Origin of the sequence: Arthrobacter sp. MSA 4-2, assembly GCF_016405885.1 — a bacterium.
In the GTDB taxonomy this organism is placed as follows: Bacteria; Actinomycetota; Actinomycetes; order Actinomycetales; family Micrococcaceae; genus Arthrobacter_D.
In genome coordinates this window covers 333744-349972 of the sequence record NZ_JAEKGC010000001.1, presented here as the reverse complement: position 1 = coordinate 349972, position 16229 = coordinate 333744, and the positions used below count along the sequence as shown (strand labels likewise).

The following is a 16229-nucleotide window of genomic DNA, read 5'->3' as shown; positions in this document are numbered from 1 at the left end:
AACGTCAGTGGATTCAGTGGTGACCGGCGAGGCCGTAGTCCTCGAGCTGCGCTCGGCGGGCTTCGCCGCCCGCGCCCTTAGCTCGATCATCGATACCGTCGCCCAGATCGTGGTGCTCTTCGGGATCATGTTCCTCGTGGGGAGCACCCTCGACGGCGTCTTCGATTCGGCGCTGACCCGGACCCTGACGCTGGTGCTGGTCATCCTGGTGTTCCTGATCCTGCCGGTCACCATCGAAACCCTCACCCGGGGCAGGTCTCTGGGCCGGGTGATGCTCGGGCTGCGAATCGTGCGCGACGACGGCGGCGCCATCCGGTTCCGGCACGCATTTATCCGCGGCATGCTCGCGGTGCTTGAGATTTACCTGCTGGTCGGCTCGCTCGCCTTCGTCGTGGCGCTGTTCAACGAACGCTCGAAGCGGCTCGGGGACCTGCTGGCCGGGACGTACGCGCTGCGTGAGCGGGTGGTCGTGAAGCCGCGTGCGGTGCCGGAAGTGCCGCACCACCTCCAGGCCTGGGCGTCGACCGCGGATATCGGGCGGCTCCCCGATCCGCTGGCCCGCAGGGTCTCCCAATTCCTGGCGCAGGCACCCCGCCTCACCCCCCAGTCGCGGGCGGCCCTCGCCGTCGAGCTGGCCAGTGAGGTCGGCACCGCCGTCGCGCCGGCCCCGCCGCGGGGCACCCATCCGGAGGACTTCCTGGCCGCGGTGGCCGCCACCCGCCGCGGGCGGGACCATTCCCGCATGCTCCGCCAGAAGGAGGCCGTCGGTTCGACGGCCGAACGGCTGCACCGGCTTCCCTTCAGCCGGTAACCCGCCGGGCCGGCGGGGCGGACCGGTGCTACTGCCGGGTCCCGTTCACGTAGTCCTCCCAGGACAGGTTCCAGTCACCGAAACCGTCGTGGACATACATCGGGCCGTAGTTGGTGTTGAGGATCTGCACAACGTCCCCGGGGCCGAAGTTGTCGTAGAAGTACTTCGCCCCTTCCGGGGACATTCCGACGCAGCCGTGGGAGACATTGACCTGCCCCAGGGCCACCTGCGCGGCGGGCAGCGCCTCGTGGACGAAGGCGCCGCCGTTGCTCAGCCGGCTGGCGTGCTTGACCACCGTGGGCGGGTAGTAGGCTTCGTCGCCGGGCTTGAGCCCGATGGACTCCGCAGTGAACTTCGTCGACTCGTACTTCTCCATCACCACGTGGTAGCCCACGGTGGAGGGCCATTCAGGGGTGCCGAGGGTGACCGGGAAGGTGCGCTGCAGCTTCCCGCCGATATAGACGTTCATGGTCTTGGTTTTGTCATCGACGACCGCAAGGCGGGTGTCGTGGGTCTTCACCGTGAACGTCCGGTCGAAGTTTCCGATCATGGCGTTGCCGAAGTCGACACCGAAGAGTTTCATGTCCACGGTGATGGTGCTGTTGGGTGCCCAGAACTCCTGGGGCCGGTAGCGCACCTTGGTGTCGGTGAGCCAGTAGAACGCGCCGGGCTGCCCGCTGGTGCTCGTGACCTTGATGGCCTTCTCGACCGCGTCCTTGTTGACCACGGGCTCGCTGAAGTTGATCTCCAGCGGCTGGCCGGTCCCCACGGTGGTTCCGTCGAGCGGGTAGAGGGCGGCGTCGGCTTCGTTGGCCGGTTCGACGGTGGAGAAGGTCTGCTCGCGCGTCGTCCTGCCTCCGGAGGCGTCGCTCACCGTATAGGTGAACGCGTACTGGGTGTTGAACGCCAGCCGCTCCCCCGCGGTCCACCTGGTGCCGTCCGCCGAGAGGGTCCCGCCGACCGGGGCGCCGCCGGTGACCGGCTGCAGGGTGACGTCGGAAATCCTGCCGTTGCGTGCGCTGACCTCGGCCATGGTCACCGGATTGACGGCGGCGGCGCCGTCGGCCGGCACCGCGTTCACCGTGACGTCCCGGGCCGGGGGTGCGGTGGTCGGCGCGGGCGCGGCAGGGGTGGAACTCGGGCCGGCCGGCTCGGACGGGCCCTGCCCGGCCTCGCTGGGGGAACCGTCCCAGGGCGAGGCGACCGCCAGTCCGATCCCCCCGCCGACGACGAGGAGGCCGGCGACGGCGATCGCCACGGCCTTCCCTGCGCGCCGGCCCGATCCGCCCTGCCCAGCTGACTGCGTCATACGCCCAACCCGTTCCTTGAAGAATGCTGCCGAAGTGCGATTTTACGTGCCGGGACCCGCCGCGCCGGGCAGGAACGGTTACGAACCGCCAACGATCGGCGTGGCGGCAGCCTCAGTACCGGTACTGGTCGGTCTTGTACGGACCCGCTGCGTCGAGGTCGAGGTATTCGGCCTGCGCCTTCGTCAGCTCCGTCAGTTCGACACCCAGGGCGTCGAGGTGGAGCCGGGCAACCTTCTCGTCGAGGATCTTCGGCAGCACGTAGACCTGCTTGTCGTAGACCGGCGAGCCCTCGGCGTCGGAAAGCTCCCACTTGGTGAACAGTTCGATCTGCGCGATGGTCTGGTTGGCGAAGGAGTTGCTCATGACGAAGGAGGGGTGACCGGTGGCGTTGCCGAGGTTCAGCAGGCGCCCCTCGGAGAGCATAATGATCGAGTGCGCCCCGGTGCCCGCGGCGGCGTCCTCCGGGAAGACCCATTCGTGGACCTGGGGCTTGATCTCGATCCGGGTGATCCCGGGAACCTTCGCGAGGCCGGCGATGTCGATCTCGTTGTCGAAGTGGCCGATATTCCCGACGATGGCCTGGTGCTTCATGCCCGCCATGTGGGAGGCCATGATGACGTCCTTGTTGCCGGTGGTGGTGATGAAGATGTCACCCTGCGCCAGCACCGATTCGAGCTTGGCCACCTGGTAGCCGTCCATGGCGGCCTGCAGCGCGCAGATCGGGTCGATCTCGGTGACGATCACGCGCGCACCCTGGCCGCGCAGGGCCTCGGCTGCGCCCTTGCCGACGTCTCCGTATCCGCACACGACGGCGACCTTGCCGCCGATGAGCACGTCGGTGGCGCGGTTGAGGCCGTCGGGCAGCGAGTGCCGGATGCCGTACTTGTTGTCGAACTTCGACTTGGTCACGGAGTCGTTGACGTTGATCGCCGGGAACAACAGCTTGCCCTGTGCCGCCAGCTGGTACAGGCGGTGCACGCCGGTCGTCGTCTCTTCGGTGACGCCCTTGATGCCGGCGGCAATCGCGGTCCACTTCCCGGGCTCGGTGTCGATGGTGCTGCGCAGCACGTCGAGGAACACGGTGTACTCGTGGGAGTAGTCGACGTCGTTCTCGGCCGGGTTCGCCGGGACGGCGCCGGCGGCCTCGAACTCGGCGCCCTTGTGCACGAGCATGGTGGCGTCGCCGCCGTCGTCGAGGATCATGTTCGGACCGAGGCCCTCGGCCGAGCCGGGCCAGGTGAGGATCTGGGCCGCGGTCCACCAGTATTCCTCGAGGGTCTCGTTCTTCCAGGCGAACACGGGCACGCCCGCCGGCTCGTTCACGGTTCCGGACCCCACGACGACCGCGGCCGCCGCCTCGTCCTGGGTGGAGAAGATGTTGCAGGAGGCCCAGCGAACCTCGGCGCCGAGCGCGGTGAGGGTCTCGATGAGGACGGCCGTCTGCACGGTCATGTGCAGGGAGCCGGCGATGCGCGCCCCCTTGAGCGGCTGCGAATCGGCGTACTCGCGGCGCAGCGCCATCAGCCCGGGCATCTCGTGTTCGGCCAGGCGGATCTGGTGCCGGCCGGCCTCAGCGAGGGAGATGTCGGCGATCTTGTAATCGAAGGTCATGGGGTTCCTCATCGTGTGCCGGGATGGGCGGCATCGGATGCCGCTGTCTGTGCTTCGGAGGCAAGGAGCACCGGGATGCCTTCCTCAAGGCGGTAGTTGCGCCGGAGCCCGTCGGGGCCGGACTCCCCGGCGACCAGGACGCCGTCCTGCTCCACCAGTGCGGCTCCGGTGACCGGGCAGCGCAGCACTTCGAGCAGCTGCTTGGACAGATGTGCCATGGAAGTGAGCTTTCTGGAGAAGGGGTGGAGGCCTTCCTCCAGCCTACCGCCGGGCCGGTGGAGGCGGGAAACCCTCAGGAGGTGCGCTTATTCCTTGAGGATGCGCAGGTGTCCGCGGCGCGGTCCGGCGCCCTCGGCGGGCGGCTCGATGGGGGTCCTGCTCGAGCGCTGGGTGACCTGCCCGGGCTCGGGGGCGCGGTCGACGCCGGCCTCGCGGACGGCGTCGGCCAGGGCGAGCAGGTCGTCGGGGTTCGGCCCGGGGGGTGTCGAGGGAAGCATCAGGTGGACCACTTCCCAGCCGCGGGGCACCGTCAGGGTTTCGGCGTGCTGGGCGCACAGGTCGTAGCAGTGCGGCTCCGCATAGGTCGCCAGCGGCCCGAGCACGGCCGTCGAGTCGGCATAGACATAGGTGAGCGTGGCGAAGGCAGGGCGCTGGCACGCGGAACGAGAGCATGTTCGGAGGGATCCCACGATCGGCAAGCCTACCCGCTGCCTGGGTGAAACTCCGGGAGCACCGCCGCGGCGGGAACCCGGATGGATGCATCGATGGTGCGATGGGCATACAGTTCTACCATGCGGGATGCTTCAACATTTTCGGTTAACCTCTCCGGCGCCGAGGCGGCGGGGCCCCGTGGGGGCCGCTCCTATTTCGAGCGCCGCAGAAACCGGCGTGGTAGAGGCCTTCGGGGGGACCTGATTGGGTCGCATCTGCCGGGCTTCCGGACGAGGGCGGAGCGGTTTGACGACTGGGTGATGGAATCGGCCCAGCGCCTTGAACGGCTCTGGGGCGAGCGGATCCAGGACCTTCAGATCATTGTCCAGGAGATCCCCGACGGGCTTGAGGACATGACCCGGGAGAAGATACGGGACCTGCTCGGCTCCGCGACCCCGGCCGCGCCGGGCCGCCCGGCAGCGATCACCGTTTACCGCCACCCGGTGGAGATGGCGGCCAAGGGCGTGATGCCGGTCAACGAGCTGGTGCACGATGTCGTCGTCGAGCAGGCCGCTGAGCTGCTCGGGATGGCGCCGGAGGCCGTTGACCCCGCCTACGGGCGCTCCCAGGCCTGACCGGCTGCGCTTTCCCGCGCCGGCCGCCGGTCCGGCGCCGCGCCTCAGCGGCCTCCGCGGCCTCCGCGGCGAAGTTGATCAGGCGACGGTCAGTACCCGAGGAGAACCGGAATGCTCTCGCGACCCGTGGCTCCCGGGGGCACTGCGCTCACCGAGATGCCGGCGGCACCGGAGAGGGTGTTGACCTGGGCGCCGTAGACGGGATCCCCCGTGGCGCTGATGACCGCCGCGGCGGCGCCCTCCATCAGTTCCGCGGCAGGCACGGCCACCGACGTGCCGCCGGCAAGGTTGAAGATTTTCGGGGTGCCCAGGGTCCCGTCGGCCCGGATACCGGTCACGCTCACCTCCGAGCGGCCCGACGGCGAACCGAAGACCAGCGAGGCGTCAGTGCCGTCGGCGAAGACGACACTCGAATCTCCGCCGATCCGCGCCGCGGCGACGGCAAGTCCCTGATCGACGGGCTTGCCCGGGCCCGTCCCCCGGCTGACCCGCACGGCCGCCGAAACCGGAACATCGGCGCTGACGGCGATGGTGTAGTTCCCCTCGGGCAGCTCATCGAGCGGCAGCGTCGTCAACGCTCCCGCCCGGGCCGTGACGACGCCGCCGCCGTCGAGGGCCCGCTCGCCGTCGGGGCCGAGGACCACCACGTCGAGGACGGCGTCGCTGGTTCCGGGTACCAGCACCTGCAGGGCCGGGGCGGCCCCTTCGTACCCCTTCTGCTCCTGGATGCGCCGCGCGGTGACGGCATCCTGGATGGACACCCCGGGAAGGACCTGGGTTTCCGCGGGACCGGCGGTCGGTGTCAGCAGCTCCACCCCGCCGGGGGTGAGCCCCCGCAGCACGCTCTGTTGGATATAGGCGGTGATCCGGCCGCCGGTGCTGCGCACCCGCACCGCGAGCTGCTCCTGGTCGGCCGCGAGACCGCCAAGGACCAGCTGGCGGGTCTCGCCCGGCGGCACGAGCAGCCCGGTGCCGCCGGCGGCCTTCAGCGGTCCCTCGGCGCCGGTCAGTTCGAGGTCGACGGTCGCCGGGGTCGAGGTGGGGTTGGACAGGAGAAGCACCGAGGTTGAGCCGACGGTGGTGTCGGCCCCGAGGATCCACAGGTCGTTCGAGGGCGCCTGGCAGGGGGCGGCGGCGAGCCCGCGCAGGTCGCCGTCCCTGGCTGTGTAGCTGAACATGGCACCGGCCACCGGGGTCTGCGCGCCGAGCGGTTCGGCCCGGAACACCGAGGCATCCTGAACGGCTGTACCGCCAGCCACTCCGGCGGTCCGGCTGGTCAGCCCGGTGGAGTCGCTGCTCGCCGGAGGGGCGGCCTCCGCACCCTCCGAGGGTCCCTTCGAGAGCACTGCCAGCGGGTCGCCGCCACCGAGGGGGGAAAGGGCGCTGCCCGGAAGCGCTCCCGAGAGGTCCCCCAGGACCATGGCGCTGACGGAGGTCTTGGCCGACTTGGAGACGGGGCTGAATTCCGGGTCGATGCTCCCGGCATCGGCGCCGAGCAGCCGGGGCGGTCCGGCGCAGACCGCCGTGTAGTCCCCGGCGGGCACGGCCGTCTCTGCCAGATCATAGCCGCGGGCGTCCGCAGCCGGCCGGGGAATCAGGGTGCCGGTGGCCAGCGCCGCCGTGGCTCCCAGCACCAGCACCGCGGCCGCGGCGCCCCGCGGCCCTCGCAGTCCGCGCCGGCGGGGGGCCCCGGCTGCCGACGCGGCCGCCACTGCCGCCGCTGCGGAAGGTGCCGCATCGGGGGCGGGATCCTGCACCGCAGCAGCGTCGGGGCCAGCCGGTTCCGACGCGCGCCGGGCGGTGCCCTCCTGGTGCGCTTCCTCCCGCTTTCCTCCCGCCCGGGGGGTTTCCTCCTGCGGAAGTCCCTCCTGCGGGGCGGGCTGTCCGGAGCTCCCGCCCTCGGTCCGTCCGTTCCCAGGTCCCCTGTCGGTGCCGCCGCTCATGCTTCCGTCTTTCCAGAGTTCGATCCCACGAGACCGGGACCGGTCCCGTGCTGGCCCCTTCCGGCGCCCACCTTCAGGGCACCCGACCCGTGCCGCATGGGCTCCTCCGGTGTGTGCCCGCTTCGGGGTGCCGTGGGAGCGCCGGCCTGCCCCTGCGCCGGACGCACCGACGCGGGCACGCGCGCCAGCTTCAGACCGGCCGGAAGGGGCAGCGCGAGCAGCAGCGTGATGAGCAGGACCGCGGCCTGGCCAACCTCGACCCACGGCTGCCAGGGGCTGAGGAACCTCACCTCGAGCTCACCGCCGGCAGTGGGCAGCGCGAAGGCCTGGGCCCATCCCGTCGACTGGCTGTCCAGGGCCCGCCCGTTGAGGGTGGCCTTCCAGCCCGGATCCGCCCGTTCCGCGAGCACCAGGGTGCGGCCCTCGGACCCGGACGGGATATCGGCGTCAACGGTGAGCGGGCCGGAGGGAACGAGTGCCTCGGCGCTGCCGGAGGCATCGAGGATGCGCACCCGCGCGGTCTGCGCGCCGGCGTCCTCGACGCCGGCCGGTGTTGCCGGCGGCACCACGCGCCAGAGCCAGCCGGAGGGTGTACTGCCGACGGCGGCCAGTCCCGGGACGGAGTTCAGCTGCCCGGCCAGCAGTTCCGCTGCCGTTCCGCTCTGCTTGAGCACGACATAGCCGACGCCAAGTGCGCGGAGGTCCTCCCGCGGGTCGGTGCCCGTTCCTCCGGTGATCACCGCGACGGTGGTGCGAAGTGCTGCCGTCGCGTCGTCGTCGCCGCGCACATCCGCCCGGCCCGGGGGCCCCTGGACGGCACGGGCGGCGTACAGCGGGGACAGCGCATCGAGGGTGGTGCCGCCGCCGCGGACCAGGGCGGCCTCGATGGCGCCCTCCTCCGTTCGTTGGAGCACCAGGGTGCGGGTGCGGTCCGGTCCGTTGCCGCGGTCGGCGGCGGTCGCCGGCAGGGTCCGGGCCGGGCTGGGTGAGACTCGGAGGTCGGCTCCGAACCGGGTGCCGGAGGCCGCCGTACCGTCTGGAGCGGTGTCCGCAGTCCCATTCCCCGCAGTCCCATTCCCCGCTGTCCCGTCCCCTGCAGGAGACTCCCCGGCGGAAGCGGGTGCCGCCGTGCCGGAGGCCGGCCCCGCAAGCACCTGGGGAAGGGTCCACAGCCCAAGGCTGACTGCCGGACCGAGGGCCAGCACGACCGCCCCCGCCGCGAGCAGCGGCCGGAGCCCGCGCCGGGGCGCTCCGGCGGGCGCCGTCCGGGCGGCCAGGCGGTCGGCGCCCAGGAGGGCGGCCGCGAGCACGGCCAGGCTGAAGGCCGAGACCAGGGGGCCGGGGAAGGGCGGAATGAGGGAGGTCGGGCCCGCCGCGACGGGCAGGTAGGCCGAGGCCGCGCTGCAGGCCAGCACCAGGAGGGCAAAGGCCCACGCGGACAGCACCGCCGGGCGGATGCGCCCGGAGAACAGCGCGCCGGCGGCGAGCAGCACGGCCGGCGCTCCCACGACGAGGGCGGCGGCCAGGGCCCACGGCCCGGCCGACGGGATGCCGGCCGGGGCGGCCAGGGCGTCGAAGGACACCGGGTAGCCCAGCACCTGCTGCCAGGGTGCGGCAGCGGAGAACTGAAGCGGCACTCCCGGGTCCCCGAGGATGCCCCGCGGCTCGAGCCCCGCGGAGATGGCGACCGGCAGGGCCAGGACGAGGAGAGGAAGCAGTGACCACCAGAGGGTCCGGGCCCTCCGGCGCAGGATCAGGCATGCCGCAGTGATGCCGAGGACAGCGGCGGGCAGCAGTGAGGGCGCCGCCGAGGTGGCTGCGGCCAGGGCAAGGCCGGCCGCTGCGGCGGCGGTCCAGCTGGGCACCCCATTCGTGCCGGGCCGCAGCCGGACCTCACCGGTTGCGGACGGCACGGAGGCGGCGGCGCCGACGGCACGGACCAGGCCCAGGAGCACGAGCGGCAGCAGGAGGTGGGCAAGCAGGGCGCCGAGCCTGCCGCTGCCGAGCGCGACCTGCAGGGCCGGCACCGCGGCCCAGAAGAACGCCGCCCACAGGCGCAGCCCGCGCGAGCGGGTGAGCGCGCCCGCCGCAAACCAGGCGGCGAGCCCGGCCAGCGGCAGCGCGAGCAGGTGGAGAGTGACGAGCGCTGCATTGGGGTTTCCCAGCCCGAGCGCCGAGAGCGCCCAGAGCAGGTAGGAGAAGGGGCTGCCGTGCCCGGGCGCCCCGGAGCCCAGGGGCACCCACCAGGCCGAGGCCTTCTCCCATATCTCCCCCGGCGTGGGCGGAAGGGGCAGCAGCGCTCCCCCGGCCAGGGACGGGGCGCCGATCCAGCCGCGCAGGGCCACCAGTGAAACACCGAGCAGCACGGCCGCGGCGGCAAGAGCCCCCGCCCCGACCCAGGCCCGGCCCGGCGCCGCCAGCGCCGCGAAATCGTCATTGCTGTCACCGGCCGGGACGTCCTGCTCGGGAACGGCCCCCATGCCGCCTCCCCCGGCAACCGCGCCGCGGGCGGTGAACGCCTCAAGGACGGACCGGCGGTGCGCCCAGACCTCGCGGCGCGGAGTGAGCAGCGGCCGCACGACGCCCCGCGGAAGCCGCCGGGTCCGTCGGGCGCTGCGCCGGGACCGGGCCAGGACCACCGGACGAAACGCCGCAGCGAGGCTTGCCAGAAGCTGCCCCGTACCGTGGGCGGGATCCTTGGCGAGCAGTCCAAGCAGGAGCCGGCCGAAACCACCGAGCACCGCGCCGACGGCGAGGAAGGGCACCTGCCACAGCGGGGCATGCTTGAGCCGAAGGAAAACCTCGGCCCGGCGGGCGGCCCGGCTGCCGACCGGCCCGGTCCCGCGGGAGGAGGCATGGTGAAGCACTGCGGCCGGCACCACGACCACCCGGTGCCCGGCGAGGCGGTTGCGCCAGCAGTAGTCGATGTCGTCGCCCACGCCCGGCAGTGCCGGGTCGAACCCGCCCAGCGCATCCCAGACGTCCCTGCGGATGAGCATCCCGGCGGAGTTCACGGCGAAGATGTCGCTGCGGGCGTCGTACTGGCCCTGGTCGTGCTCGTCGACGTCGATGAGGGTGAGCCGCTCTGCCCACCGGCTGATGGAGAGCCCGACGTCGAGGAGTTCCCGGGGGTTGTCCCAGTGAACCTGTTTGGTCCCGGCAACCGTCACCGAGGGTGCGCGCTCGACGGCCAGAAGGAGCTCCTCGAGCGCCGTAGGCCCTGGTGCCGAGTCGTCGTGAAGCAGCCAGAGCCAGTCCTGGTTCTCTGAACCCTCCGCGGCGGCCTTCCGCGGGGGAATCTGCGCTACGGCCGTCCGGACGGCGGCACCGAAGCCGGCCCGAGCCGGCGAGCCCACCACGGGCGCGCCGACGGGAAGGCCGAGCTGGAGGGTCGACGCCGAATCGTCGGTGGAGCCGGTGTCAACGCCGACACAGAAGTCGACCGGGCGGGTCTGCCCGGCGAGGGCCTCGAGGGTTGTGGAAAGATAGCGGGCGCCGTTGTGGGCTACGACGACGGCCGTAACGCGGAGGTCAAGCAGAATCAGACTGCTCGCTTCCGCAGCCGGCGCCGCTCGCGCTCCGAGAGTCCGCCCCAGATGCCGAAGCGCTCGTCGTTCTCAAGCGCGTACTCGAGGCACTCCGAACGCACCATGCACGCACCGCAGACCTTCTTGGCGTCCCGGGTGGAGCCGCCCTTTTCGGGGAAAAAGGCCTCGGGGTCGGTCTGGGCGCACAGCGCATCCGACTGCCAGCCGAGTTCGCCGTCATCGTAGCCGCCGGCCGGCGGCAGGCCGGGCCACTCGGGCTGGGCCTTCCGCTCGCCCGGGGCCGGTTCCTGCGCGCTCCAGGCGTCGTCGGAGCGGCCCGGCAGGACGAGGAGGCTGCTCGGGCCCTGCTCCACTTCGGGCAGGCCGGTCAGTGCTTCATGAGCCGCCAGGAAGGCGGTGGCCTGGTCCTCGAGGGAACTGCGCGTATCCGCGCGGTACCGCTCGGCCGCACCGGGGTCGGCGGGGTCAATGAACCAGTCGTCGGGCACCCCCCGCGAACCGTAGCGCGCCGAAGCATGCGCTGCGATGTTGCGTTGGTCCTCGACGCGTTCTGGATTCCCCATAGTCAGCCCTTCCGGTGTCCCCGTCCCAGCCTCATCCCGGTCGACGCTCGCGCCGGGGTGCTGGAAAAAATCCGATACCTAATTACAAGGGTGTAATACACAGGAGTCAAGCGGGGGCGGCAATTTTACAGAGCGAATTTCCATTCCCGGGCGAACGCCACGCGGGAAAACCTACTCGAATTACCCGCCGCACTACTTGGATAAGACCCGGGATGCCGGGGCTGCCCTCCCCGCGGTGCGCACGTCCCATCAATTCTATGCTGGGAAGCGCACGCGCCTCTAATCGCGGCGTCACCCGTCCCCACCTTCGGAGAAATACCCATGGACCAGCACCCTCTTCCCACGGCCGTCCTCTCCCGCCTGCGGGAAGCGACCTCTCCGCGCCTCGTCTGGTACGGCCCCGACGGCCGCATCGAACTGTCGGGCAGGGTGTTCGACAACTGGGTCGCGAAAACAGCGAACCTCCTCGTTGAGGAACTCGACGCCGAGGCCGGTACGCGCGTCCAGCTCGACCTGCCGGTTCACTGGAAGTCCCTGGTATGGGCGCTGGCCTGCTGGCAGGTGGGGGCGGTCCTGGTTCCTCCACCCGCTCCGCCGGGAACCGATCCCGGCCCGGCATCAGGCGCCGACCTTGTGGTGACCTCGGCCGAGCGGGAGGTGGCCCCGCCGGCGGTGCAGGTCGCCGTCGCCCTTGGCGCGCTGGCCCTGCGCTGGCCCGCGCCGCTGCCGGCGGGGGCGGTCGACTACGCCGCCGAGGTGCGTTCCTACGGCGATTATTTCGCCGACGCCGTGGCGCAGGACGCCTCCACCGTCCTGTTCGACAGTGCCGGGCCCGCGGATCCCCTGACGGTCGCCGGGCTGAACCGGCTGTATGCGGCGGTGCCTGAGCCTGCCGGCGTCGTCCTCCTGGGAGCGGACACTTCCCTGACCCGGGCCCTGGCGGCGGCACTGGCGGTCTGGAGCGTCGACGGAACCCTCATCGTCGTCCATCCGGAGGTTCCGATCACGCAGAGCCTGCTCGACGGTGAACGCGTGGGCGCCCGGGCGGCCTTCGCCCCGGACGCCGGCTGAGACCGGAGCCAGGGCCGGGGACGGGCTACTTCGGGTCCGGATCCCCGGTGCCGATGCGGACGTTTCCGGCAGCCCCGGCCTCGGGCAGGGTGCCGGTGGAGACGTGCAGGAGTTCGTGGTCCTGGCTGAAGTTCGGGTCCTCATCGAGTTCGACGTTGAAGACCCAGAACCGGTAGGCCACGAAACGCACGGCGGTCGCGAGCACCGTGCCCGCGATGCCGGCAAGGAACAGCAGATTGGGATCGAGGATCCCGAAGGGGTACTTGGCGAGCCACACGCAGCCGGCGGCGATGCCCATTCCAATCAGGTTGATCAGGACGAACATCGAGAATTCGCGCAGCGGGTTGGGCTGCCTGCGGTGGCGGAAGGTCCAGTAGCGGTTGGCGACCCAGGCGAAGAGGGTCGCGACGGAGGCGGACACCAGACGGGCCTTGACCTCGCTGCCGGCCATCGGGCCGTGGATCAGCCACCAGAACAGCCCGTTGTCTATGACAAACGCCACTCCTCCGACGGCCCCGAATTTGGCGAGTTCCCGCCAGAAGAGGGAGACGAGGCCCCGGATGCGTTCCGTAACTGCTGACATGTGACCTCCGCGGTCCAAGGGTAATTACCGTCCACCGCAGAGCGTCGGGCTCGCCACTGCAGGCGGCCCGGCGGAACGCCGGGCGGCGTCCCGCTCCGCGCCGGCGCGTGGCGTACGAGCCCTCATCTTACGGGCCGAACCTGTGCGTTTCCTACCTCTTCGGCTCCGTCCGGCCCCCCGCATCCCAGCGATGGCTGCGCTTCTAGGTACCCTGAGATAGTGACTTTTCCCGTAATTGGCGTAGTGGGCGGTGGCCAGCTGGCCCGCATGATGGCAGCGCCGGCGATTGAGCTCGGCCTCGAACTGAGGGTCCTGGCGGAGGGGCCCGGCGTGTCGGCCGTGGCCGCCGTCGCTTCGTCAACCGTTGGCGACTACACCGATCTCGATGCGCTGCGCGCGTTCGCCGCAGGGCTCGATGTGCTCACCTTCGACCACGAGCATGTGCCCGGGGAGCTGCTGGAGCAGCTCACCGCCGAAGGCGTCAATGTGCAGCCGCGCCCCTCGGCCCTCGCCCATGCCCAGGACAAGCTGCGGATGCGCCGCGCGGTCGAGGACCTCGGCCTGCCCAACCCGCGCTGGGCCCCCGTCGCCGATCTCGGTGCCCTCGAGGCCTTCGGCCGCACCGCCGGCTGGCCCGTGGTCCTGAAAACCCCCCGCGGCGGTTATGACGGCAAGGGCGTCCTCGTCCTGGAGACGCCCGCGGACCTCCCCCGGGCCGCCGACTGGTTCGGGGCGGGTGACCTCCTCGCAGAGCAGTTCGTGCCGTTCGAGCGCGAACTGTCGGTCCTCGTGGCCCGCACGCCGTCGGGCCGGACCCGTGCCTGGCCCGTCGTTCACTCGATCCAGGTCGCCAGCGTCTGCGATGAGGTCATCGCCCCGGCTCAGGGGCTCGACCCGTCGGTGGCGGCCGCCGCCACCGAGGCGGCGCTGCGGCTCGCCGAGGCGCTGGAGGTGACCGGCGTGATGGCCGTTGAACTGTTCGAAACGCCCGCTTCCCCCTCCGGCTTCCTGATCAATGAACTGGCGATGCGCCCCCACAACTCGGGGCACTGGACGATGGACGGCTCCGTCACCGGCCAGTTCGAACAGCACCTGCGCGCAGTCCTCGACCTTCCGCTCGGGGACACCTCCCCGACCGGACCGGTCGTGGTGATGAAGAACTACCTGGGCGGAGCCAACACCGACATTTTCGGCGCCTACGCCGAGGCCCTCGCCGCGGAACCGTCGGCTAAAGTGCACTTCTACGGCAAAGAGGTGCGCCCCGGCCGCAAGATCGGCCACGTGAATGTCGTTGCCGCGCCGGGTGAGGACCTTCAGACGGTCCGGGCCCGCGCCGGCAGGACCGCTGCGATCCTGCGCGACGGGACCGATTCCTGGAAGGAAAAATAGTGATCAACCCCCTGGTGGGACTGGTGATGGGTTCGGATTCGGACTGGCCCGTCATGGAGCAGGCGGCCGCGGCCCTCGACGAGTTCGGGATCGCCTACGAGGCCGACGTCGTCTCGGCGCACCGGATGCCCGTGGAAATGATCGAGTACGGCCGGCAGGCGCACGAACGCGGGCTGCGCGTCCTGATCGCCGGAGCCGGCGGAGCCGCGCACCTGCCCGGGATGCTCGCCTCCGTCACCCCGCTGCCGGTGATCGGTGTGCCCGTCCCGCTGAAGTACCTCGACGGCATGGACTCGCTGCTCTCCATCGTCCAGATGCCCGCCGGTGTGCCCGTGGCCACCGTCTCAATCGGCGGAGCCCGCAATGCGGGGCTGCTCGCCGCCCGCATCCTCGCCGCCGGTGAGGGCGACACCGCCGAAAGGCTGAGGGCCCAGCTCGTCTCCTTTGCGGCGGACCTGAAGGAGACGGCCACCGCGAAGGGTGCCGCCCTCCGCGGGCGCGCCGCCCGCCGCGCGACGGAGACCCCATGATCGACAACCCCAGTGCCTCCACCCCCGCGCGGGACGTCCGCGGGCAGCTCACCGATCCGGTGCGCTACCCCCAGTCGGCCCCGCCCGAGGTGCGGACCAAGCGTGCCTTCTTCCTGCTCGTCCTGACGCTGTTCCTGCCCGGTTCGGCCCAGATCGTCGCCGGTGACCGGCGTCTCGGCCGCCGGGCGCTGCGGGTCACCCTCACCGTCTGGGTCCTGGCCATCGCCGGCGCCGTCCTGGCCGCCTCAAACCGGCAGATCCTCGTGACCCTCGTGACCCACCAGCTGTGGTCGCTGCTGCTGGTCGCCATACTGCTGGCGCTGGCCGCCGGCTGGGCGTTCCTGTTCATCAACACGCTGCGGATCATCTGCCTGCCGCTGCTCGAGCGCGGGGTGCGGCCCGTGGTGGCCGCCGCCCTCGCCGTCGTCATGTTCGCCACCAGCGGTTCGCTCGCCTACGGCGCCTACCTCCTGGGCCTGGGCCGCTTCACCGTCGGCTCGATCTTCCAGGCCGGGCCGGCCTTCGAACCCGTCGACGGCCGCTACAACTTCCTGCTGATGGGGGGCGACGCCGGGGAGGACCGCACCGGACGCCGCCCCGACAGCATCTCCGTCATCAGCGTCGACGCCAAGACCGGGGCGACGATCACCTTCAGCATCCCGCGCAACTTCCAGAACGCCCCGTTCCCGGAAGACTCGCCGCTGCGCGAGGTGTACCCCGACGGCTACAACTGCGGCGACGAGTGCATCATCAACAGCCTCTACACCACGGTTTCCCAGAACTACGCCGACCTCTACCCGGGCAGCAAGGACCCCGGGGCCGAGGCCATGATGGACGCCGCATCAGGAGTGCTCGGCCTCGAGGTGCAGGGCTACCTCCTCGTCGACCTCAACGGCTTCGAGGAGCTCATCGACGCAATGGGCGGCATCCGCATCAACGCCGGCGGCTGGGTTCCGATCTCGGGCCCCGACATCCCCGGCACCGACCCGGTGCGCCACTACCCGCCCGAGGGCTGGATCCCGCCGGGAGTCCAGACCCTCGACGGCTTCCATGCCCTCTGGTACGCCCGGTCGCGCGAGTTCGTCACCGACTACGACCGCATCTCCCGGCAGCAGTGCGTGCAGCAGGCCATGATCGCCCAGCTCGACCCTGCGACGCTGCTCACCCACTTCCAGGCGATCGCCGCGGCCGGAACCCAGGTCGTCGAGACCGACATCCCCCAGGACCAGCTCGGAAGCTTCGTGGACCTGGCGCTGAAGGCCAAGGAGCACGAGACGCGCCGCCTGACCATCGGCCCGCCGGACTTCGGCACCCCCGCCGACAACTTCGTCACCTACCCCAACTTCGACGACATCCACTCCCGCGTCCAGCAGGAGCTCGCCGCGGCCTCCGGGACCGATGCCGGAGCCGCCGGGGAGCTTCCCGCTCTTGAGCGCGCAGGCCTGACCACCGTGCTTCCCGCACAGACCACTGATCCGGGCATCACCCAGGAGTACCTCGACCAGCTCGCCGCCATCGGTGACGACGCCACCCTGAGCACCCTGCTGGCCAACAACGGGGAATGCTCCCCGGCCTGACCCCGAC

At 71.1% G+C, this 16229-nt stretch carries 14 protein-coding genes; 6 read left to right on the top strand and 8 right to left on the bottom strand.

The features are described from left to right. Positions 1 to 7 precede the first annotated feature (7 nt). On the top strand, positions 8 to 811 hold the full coding sequence (locus I6N91_RS01515) for an RDD family protein (RefSeq protein ID WP_198810133.1): 804 nt from the start codon (positions 8 to 10) through the stop codon (positions 809 to 811). 28 nt (positions 812 to 839) lie between these two features. Here I6N91_RS01515 and I6N91_RS01510 read toward each other — a convergent pair whose 3' ends face one another. The 4 genes from I6N91_RS01510 to I6N91_RS01495 all read right to left on the bottom strand — a co-directional run bounded on the left by I6N91_RS01510 (position 840) and on the right by I6N91_RS01495 (position 4421). After that, positions 840 to 2120, bottom strand: coding sequence for an Ig-like domain-containing protein (locus I6N91_RS01510; protein ID WP_198810132.1), 1281 nt, complete (start codon positions 2118 to 2120; stop codon positions 840 to 842). A gap of 112 nt (positions 2121 to 2232) precedes the next feature. Beyond that, a complete protein-coding gene (gene ahcY / locus I6N91_RS01505) occupies positions 2233 to 3732 on the bottom strand; it encodes an adenosylhomocysteinase (protein ID WP_198810131.1) in 1500 nt (499 codons plus the stop codon). A gap of 8 nt (positions 3733 to 3740) precedes the next feature. Further along, positions 3741 to 3950 (bottom strand): hypothetical protein, encoded by a 210-nt coding sequence (locus I6N91_RS01500; RefSeq protein ID WP_198810130.1) that lies wholly within the window; start codon positions 3948 to 3950, stop codon positions 3741 to 3743. Positions 3951 to 4037: 87 nt separating this feature from the next. Further along, on the bottom strand, positions 4038 to 4421 hold the full coding sequence (locus I6N91_RS01495; protein ID WP_198810129.1) for a DUF3499 domain-containing protein: 384 nt from the start codon (positions 4419 to 4421) through the stop codon (positions 4038 to 4040). Positions 4422 to 4703: 282 nt separating this feature from the next. Here I6N91_RS01495 and I6N91_RS16990 point away from each other — a divergent pair, with 282 nt between their 5' ends. Beyond that, the gene (locus tag I6N91_RS16990; protein ID WP_233091301.1) at positions 4704 to 5018 is read left to right on the top strand and encodes a metallopeptidase family protein; all 315 of its coding nucleotides are present in this window, start codon (positions 4704 to 4706) and stop codon (positions 5016 to 5018) included. A gap of 89 nt (positions 5019 to 5107) precedes the next feature. On the opposite strand, the gene I6N91_RS01485 is transcribed toward I6N91_RS16990, so the two are convergent. The 3 genes from I6N91_RS01485 to I6N91_RS16985 are packed head-to-tail and all read right to left on the bottom strand — an operon-like array spanning position 5108 to position 11072. Further along, positions 5108 to 6961, bottom strand: a complete 1854-nt coding sequence (locus tag I6N91_RS01485) for a DUF5719 family protein (RefSeq protein WP_198810127.1) — start codon at positions 6959 to 6961, stop codon at positions 5108 to 5110. After that, positions 6958 to 10500, bottom strand: coding sequence for a glycosyltransferase family 2 protein (locus I6N91_RS01480; RefSeq protein ID WP_198810211.1), 3543 nt, complete (start codon positions 10498 to 10500; stop codon positions 6958 to 6960). Before I6N91_RS01480 ends, I6N91_RS01485 begins: the two co-directional genes overlap by 4 nt. Before the next feature lie 2 nt (positions 10501 to 10502). Continuing rightward, on the bottom strand, positions 10503 to 11072 hold the full coding sequence (locus I6N91_RS16985) for a WhiB family transcriptional regulator (RefSeq protein ID WP_233091300.1): 570 nt from the start codon (positions 11070 to 11072) through the stop codon (positions 10503 to 10505). A gap of 321 nt (positions 11073 to 11393) precedes the next feature. Here I6N91_RS16985 and I6N91_RS01470 point away from each other — a divergent pair, with 321 nt between their 5' ends. After that, positions 11394 to 12143 carry a TIGR03089 family protein gene (locus I6N91_RS01470; protein ID WP_198810126.1) on the top strand — a complete coding sequence of 250 codons (750 nt, stop codon included), beginning with the start codon at positions 11394 to 11396 and terminating at the stop codon, positions 12141 to 12143. Positions 12144 to 12168: 25 nt separating this feature from the next. On the opposite strand, the gene I6N91_RS01465 is transcribed toward I6N91_RS01470, so the two are convergent. Beyond that, entirely contained in the window at positions 12169 to 12726 is a 558-nt protein-coding gene (locus tag I6N91_RS01465; RefSeq protein ID WP_198810125.1) for a GtrA family protein, read from the bottom strand. A 219-nt stretch (positions 12727 to 12945) separates the two neighbouring features. Between I6N91_RS01465 and I6N91_RS01460 the strand changes: the two genes are divergently transcribed. The 3 genes from I6N91_RS01460 to I6N91_RS01450 are packed head-to-tail and all read left to right on the top strand — an operon-like array spanning position 12946 to position 16222. Beyond that, complete coding sequence (locus tag I6N91_RS01460; RefSeq protein WP_198810124.1) at positions 12946 to 14115, top strand: 5-(carboxyamino)imidazole ribonucleotide synthase; 1170 nt, start codon at positions 12946 to 12948, stop codon at positions 14113 to 14115. Between the two features lie 26 nt (positions 14116 to 14141). After that, complete coding sequence (gene purE / locus I6N91_RS01455; protein ID WP_198810210.1) at positions 14142 to 14645, top strand: 5-(carboxyamino)imidazole ribonucleotide mutase; 504 nt, start codon at positions 14142 to 14144, stop codon at positions 14643 to 14645. Further along, positions 14642 to 16222, top strand: a complete 1581-nt coding sequence (locus tag I6N91_RS01450; protein ID WP_198810123.1) for an LCP family protein — start codon at positions 14642 to 14644, stop codon at positions 16220 to 16222. Before purE ends, I6N91_RS01450 begins: the two co-directional genes overlap by 4 nt. Positions 16223 to 16229: the final 7 nt, after the last annotated feature.

What these genes read in the sequence shown, in the direction of transcription:
- I6N91_RS01500 (WP_198810130.1), bottom strand. Translation starts at nt 3,950, where the DNA reads ATGGCACATCTGTCCAAGCAGCTGCTCGAAGTGCTGCGCTGCCCGGTC.
- I6N91_RS01510 (WP_198810132.1), bottom strand. Translation starts at nt 2,120, where the DNA reads ATGACGCAGTCAGCTGGGCAGGGCGGATCGGGCCGGCGCGCAGGGAAG.
- I6N91_RS16990 (WP_233091301.1), top strand. Translation starts at nt 4,704, where the DNA reads ATGGAATCGGCCCAGCGCCTTGAACGGCTCTGGGGCGAGCGGATCCAG.
- ahcY (WP_198810131.1), bottom strand. Translation starts at nt 3,732, where the DNA reads ATGACCTTCGATTACAAGATCGCCGACATCTCCCTCGCTGAGGCCGGC.
- I6N91_RS01450 (WP_198810123.1), top strand. Translation starts at nt 14,642, where the DNA reads ATGATCGACAACCCCAGTGCCTCCACCCCCGCGCGGGACGTCCGCGGG.
- I6N91_RS16985 (WP_233091300.1), bottom strand. Translation starts at nt 11,072, where the DNA reads ATGGGGAATCCAGAACGCGTCGAGGACCAACGCAACATCGCAGCGCAT.
- I6N91_RS01485 (WP_198810127.1), bottom strand. Translation starts at nt 6,961, where the DNA reads ATGAGCGGCGGCACCGACAGGGGACCTGGGAACGGACGGACCGAGGGC.
- I6N91_RS01470 (WP_198810126.1), top strand. Translation starts at nt 11,394, where the DNA reads ATGGACCAGCACCCTCTTCCCACGGCCGTCCTCTCCCGCCTGCGGGAA.
- I6N91_RS01465 (WP_198810125.1), bottom strand. Translation starts at nt 12,726, where the DNA reads ATGTCAGCAGTTACGGAACGCATCCGGGGCCTCGTCTCCCTCTTCTGG.
- purE (WP_198810210.1), top strand. Translation starts at nt 14,142, where the DNA reads ATGGGTTCGGATTCGGACTGGCCCGTCATGGAGCAGGCGGCCGCGGCC.